The 5,135-nt window shown below is 67.8% G+C and carries 3 protein-coding genes and 1 rRNA gene; 1 reads left to right on the forward strand and 3 read right to left on the reverse strand.

From position 1 onward, the window contains the following. Both RIV14_RS13270 and rsmI read right to left on the reverse strand, forming a co-directional pair. On the reverse strand, window positions 1–838 hold an 838-nt coding region (locus RIV14_RS13270), incomplete at its 3' end, for a GAD-like domain-containing protein (protein ID WP_309325232.1). A gap of 110 nt (window positions 839–948) precedes the next feature. Next, window positions 949–1,914, reverse strand: a complete 966-nt coding sequence (gene rsmI, locus RIV14_RS13275; RefSeq protein WP_143224291.1) for a 16S rRNA (cytidine(1402)-2'-O)-methyltransferase — start codon at window positions 1,912–1,914, stop codon at window positions 949–951. Between the two features lie 54 nt (window positions 1,915–1,968). Between rsmI and RIV14_RS13280 the strand changes: the two genes are divergently transcribed. Beyond that, a complete protein-coding gene (locus tag RIV14_RS13280) occupies window positions 1,969–4,392 on the forward strand; it encodes a dolichyl-phosphate-mannose--protein mannosyltransferase (RefSeq protein WP_075373716.1) in 2,424 nt (807 codons plus the stop codon). Window positions 4,393–4,939: 547 nt separating this feature from the next. On the opposite strand, the gene rrf is transcribed toward RIV14_RS13280, so the two are convergent. Then, window positions 4,940–5,056: ribosomal RNA gene (rrf, locus tag RIV14_RS13285) — 5S ribosomal RNA — on the reverse strand. Window positions 5,057–5,135: the final 79 nt, after the last annotated feature.

Raw genomic sequence — 5,135 nt, forward strand, 5'->3', positions numbered from 1 at the left:
GACCACTAGGGCCACTGGGGGTGTCGGGGGTGCTCTCGCCTGAGACACCAGGGCCACCCTGGCCATCGGGGGCGCCTGTGTCTGTGCTGTTGGGTATGGCTCCTTGGTCGATGAGGAACTGGGTGGCCGCCCCGCCCCAGGCAGCCATGAGATCGACCCCCAGGTACCTGGGGGTCGACTGCGCCAGCCCCACCAGGTAAGGCACAGCCTTCTGCACACTCAACCGATCCGCACTCACCCGACCACCAAAGCTCAACGGCGGCACAAACCCAAACACCTCATCAGCCCCCGGCACCCCCAGACGCTCAATCCCCTCCACAGCCAAAGACCGACCCGTCACCTCATCGTCATACAGGTCGCCACGCGGGCTGGTGAAAACAGTGCAGCCGCTGCGCTCCCTGACAACCGGATCAGTCATGTTCTCCGCCTCGTTGGAGTTCGGTCTGATCGTTCCGTCGATGACGTCGACAGTCACAGCCGGTCCGGAGATCTCCCCCCACAGAAGCATCCGCCCCAGGGCAGTGCGTGTCAGGCAGTGCCAGCGCTGGGGAGGGAAGGGAAGCTCGATGCCCTCCAGCCAGGCGTCCACCACCGGCGCCCACTCAACAGGATCCGTGATCCACGAGCGTCCCTGCCCAAAACCATCAAACCCGAAACGCCTCCAGATATACAGAACCGACTCAGGAAACACACCCCCAAACCGCTCAAAGTACTCCTCCGGCACCACCCGACCCACACCCAAAGGAGGCAAGTCCTGATAGTCAAGCAGATCCTCCTGAATCTGCTGCTCAATCCACTCCGGACCCCACTCAAGATCCTCATCCCTCACAAAACCCATAACCCGCACAGTAACACCCACCACACCACCACACCCCACAAACCCGTCAGCAAAACCCCACCCCCTGCCGAGCCGAAACCACCCAAGCCCCCGCATTAACCCCCGAACATTCACGTGCCCTCACGCAGTTCCAGGGCCGCACGGTAGACCTCGTTAGGACGCAGACCTCCCTCGTCTGCCGCCTGGGCCGCAGCCGCCTTGAGGCGCGTGCCGGCCTCGGCCAGCGCCAGGGCCTTGTGCGCGGCGGCCTCAGGACTGGCGACGAGGGGCTCGGCTCCGGCGACGACGAGGACCACCTCCCCCAGGACGCCGTCGGCCGTGGCCCGGGTCAGCTCCGCCAGGGAGCCCCGCAGCACCTGCTCATGAGTCTTGGTCAGCTCCCGGCACAGTGCCGCGGGGCGGTCGTCGCCGAGGACCTCAGCCATGGCGGTCAGGGAGTCGTGGACGCGGCGGGGGGACTCCAGGAAGATCATGGTGCGCTCCTGGCTGGCCAGGGACTCCAGGGCGCGACGCCGCTCCCCCGGCTTGCGCGGCAGGAACCCCTCGAAGCAGAACCGGTCGGAGGCCAGCCCGGACAGGGCCAGAGCGGTCAGCACCGCCGAGGGGCCCGGTGCAACGGTGACGGGCACCTGCTCGCGCACCGCGGCCTGGACGAGCCGGTACCCGGGGTCGGAGACCGAGGGCATACCGGCGTCGGAGACCACCAGGACGCGTAAGCCACTGCGGGCGGCCTCGAGCAGCTCGGGGGCACGCTCGCGCTCATTATGCTCGTGGAAGGCGATGACGCGCCCACCGGGCTTGACGTCGAGGCGCTGGGCCAGGGACCGCAGCCGGCGGGTGTCCTCGGCGGCGATGAGGTCGGCCTGCTCCAGGGCGCAACGCAGCCGCAAGGAGGCGTCGGAGACGTTGCCGATCGGGGTGGCGGCCAGGGTGATCGTCCCGCCGCGCAGGTCCGGGCTGTGGGCGGCGGGGGCGGCGGCGTCGGCAGTAGTGGATCCGGGCAGGCAAGCCGGGCCAAGACTGTCATCGTGGCCGTCTCCGACGGCGGCTGGTGCGGGCAGGCTGCTCTCAGTCATAGGACACAGTATGTTCGGTGCACCCTCGATGAGGCTGCCGCCTACACTCGGGGTGTGACGACTCCGAGCGCGCTGTCTCCCGAACAGTCCCCCGAACAGGCCCCAGAGCAGTCCCCCGAACAGACCCGCGACAGCTCCTGCGGCCCGGACGCGGAGCAGGAACGAGCACAGGAACCCGCCTCAGGGAGGGATGAGGCCGCGGACCCCGTACCGGCCGAACCCACCCAGGGGCAGGCCGAGCCCACAGGCCCCGTACCAGCAGAGCCCGCCGTCGAACCCGTCACGGAGCCCACCGTCGCCGAGCGCACCGAGGCCGAGCTGCGCACCCGGCTCGGGCTGGGACCGGTGGACCATGAGAGAGTCCTCGGCACGAGGCTCGGCATCTCCTTCGTGAGTGGTCTCGTCTCCGTCATTGGAGCCCTGCTGCGCCTTGTCGGGCTGAAAAAGGCCCCCCCTCGAGCCCCGAGACTCCGCCGGTGGTTCACCTCCGTCGTCATGTGGCTCCTCACCGAGCTGATACGTCTACCGGGTCTGTTCTGGGACATGCCGCGCGCCGTGAGGGTCCGCGGATGGATCGTCACCGTCGTCGTCGGCGTCATCGCCGCGCTACTGCGCCTCATTGGGCTGAACCACCCCAAGACGCTCATGTTCGATGAGATCTACTACGTCAAGGACGCCTACTCCCTGTGGCACCTGGGCTATGAGGCCACCTGGGGGGACAAAGCCGACGCGTCCTTCGCCCTCGGCGACTTCTCCAAGCTGACCAGCAACGCTGCCTACGTCGTCCACCCGCAGCTGGGCAAGTGGCTCATCGGCGCCGGCATGGAGATCTTCGGGCCGGCGTCGTCCTTCGGGTGGCGGTTCATGCCGGCCGTCGCCGGAACCCTCACGGTGATGCTGCTGGCGCGCCTGACGATGCGCCTGACGCGCTCACCGCTGCTGGCCGGCCTGGCCGGGCTGTTCCTGGCGATCGACGGCGTGTCCCTGACCGAGTCCCGCATCGGGCTGCTGGACGTGTTCATCGGTTTCTTCGCCACCGTGACCCTGTACTGCCTGGTCCGTGACCGGGAGTGGGCGCGAACGCGACTGGCTCGCAGGATGGCGGGGACCAGGCCCGGGGCGCGCGCCCCGCACGCCACCTTCCGCTTCTGGCTGCTGGCCGCAGGCATCGCGCTGGGGCTGACCTGCTCCATCAAGTGGTCGGGGCTCTACCTGATGGTGGCCTCCGGCATCGTCGTCGTCATCTGGGACACGCTCGCACTGCGGCGAGTCCAGGCACGGGCCTGGTTCCTGGAGGGGACCGTCTCCCGGGGCATGGGCGACTTCCTCCACATGGTACCGACGGCCACCGTGGTCTACATCGCCTGCTGGCGGTCCTGGTTCACCCACCCCGGCGCCTACATGCACGGCTGGGCGGAGAGCCAGCTCAAGAATGGCGGGTCGATTCCTGTCCCGTGGCTGCCCGGACACGTCAACAACTCGGTGCTCTACACCATCAACGACTTCATCATCTACCACCTGAGGACGTACGAGTTCCACGTGGGCCTGGATGCTCCGCACACCTACCAGTCGAAGCCCTCGGGCTGGCTGCTGCAGACCCGCCCGACCTCTTTCTTCTGGGAGGACAAGGCCCAGGTGCCGCAGACCTGTGGGAGCGGGGACTGCATTCAGGCGATCACCTCGATCGGGAACATCGTCATCTGGTGGTCGGCTGTGGTGGCGCTGGTGGCCGTGGTCATCATCGGGGTAAAGAACCGCGACTGGCGGGCCTGGGTGCCTCTTATCGGCTACCTGGGCCTGTATGTGCCGTGGTTCCAGTACCGGGATCGCACCATTTTCACCTTCTACACGGTGGCCTTCGTGCCCTGCGTCGTGCTCGTCCTCGTGCTGGCGCTGGGCATGGCATCCGGGCTGCTGCCACCGTTGCCTGGTTCGGCGAGCGCCGATGCGCAGATGGAGGCCCTCCGAAGCCGGCAGATCGGCCCTGGTATCCGGCCGTGGCGCGGCATGGGCGCCAGGTTCCTGGGGTTCGGCCCGCAGTTCGCGCGCACGCCCGTGTGGACGCCGCCGATGGAGGAGACCGACCCAGGCATATACCGCATCAACCCGAACCTGACCGACGTCAATGACGATCTCGAACCCGACCTCCCCACCGCCAACCCCAGGGCCGATGCGGCCCAGGCGCGGACCTATGACGAGCTGACCGGCTACGCAGCCTCGTTGACGTCGTCGGGCGCCTCCATGCCGGAATGGTCCGACGGCGGGGCGCCGCAGCCCGCCCGGCGCAGGCCGTGGGCCTCCCTGGCGAAGTGGACGATGGCGCCCACGTGGCAGATCCGTACCGAGGGCATCTGTCTCATCATCGTGGTCACGCTCCTGGCCTGCGCGGCGACGGCCTTCTGGTGGCCGATCTGGACCGGGCAGACGGTCTCACGTAGCTTCTGGGCCTCCCACATGTTCCTGTCGTCCTGGATCTGAGTCGCCTCGGGGCGCGGCGACGACGGTGACGTACTGCTCGCCGCCAGGATGCTCCAGCTCGTCGACGACGGCGAGCGCCAGGTGTTCGGGGCTTGATTCGTCAGTGGCAGGAGTGCCGGGATCGGTGGGCGAGTTCAGCGCCGCTGCGCCCCCGATGATGAGTACGGCCCGTCGGCTCCTGGGGCGGACTGCGGGACTGTCAGTTCGGGCCAAGTCGCTCCCGGACCCCGCGGGCAAGCGCAGTGCGACGACGGCGGTGCCACTCACAGTCTCTTTCGTGAGGCCGGCGATCTCGCCTTGGGCAGCCTTTCGTGGGGCCCGCCGTGTTCTCGCCGACGGCCACGCGCAGCAGGTGCGAGGCGACGCCGAGCGCGAGCCCCTTTCGCTGGCCCCTTGTGCTGACTGTGTGGACCAGGCATGAGCTCCGGACGGGCGACCGTACCGTTTCTCGACGATCGAGGTGAGACGAGCGCCCCACAGAAACAGATTCAGCCCCCTGGGGTGCTCCGTCATGGAGTCCCCTCGGGGGCTGAACCAGTGGGTTTGTGCTCGGTGGTGTCCTACTCTCCCACACCCTGGCGGGTGCAGTACCATCGGCGCTGTCAGGCTTAGCTTCCGGGTTCGGAATGGGTCCGGGCGTTTCCCTGTCGCTATGACCACCGAGACGACTACACGGGCAGCGCGTTTCACCGTCGTCGTCTGTGTGCTGGACACTATTCGATTATCCGTGCCCAGCCGCCTAC

Origin of the sequence: Actinomyces acetigenes (assembly GCF_031296635.1) — a bacterium.
GTDB lineage: Bacteria > Actinomycetota > Actinomycetes > Actinomycetales > Actinomycetaceae > Actinomyces > Actinomyces acetigenes.

Bases quoted from the DNA above. Each gene is read 5' to 3' on its own strand.
- rsmI (WP_143224291.1), bottom strand. From the start codon at position 1,914: ATGACTGAGAGCAGCCTGCCCGCACCAGCCGCCGTCGGAGACGGCCAC.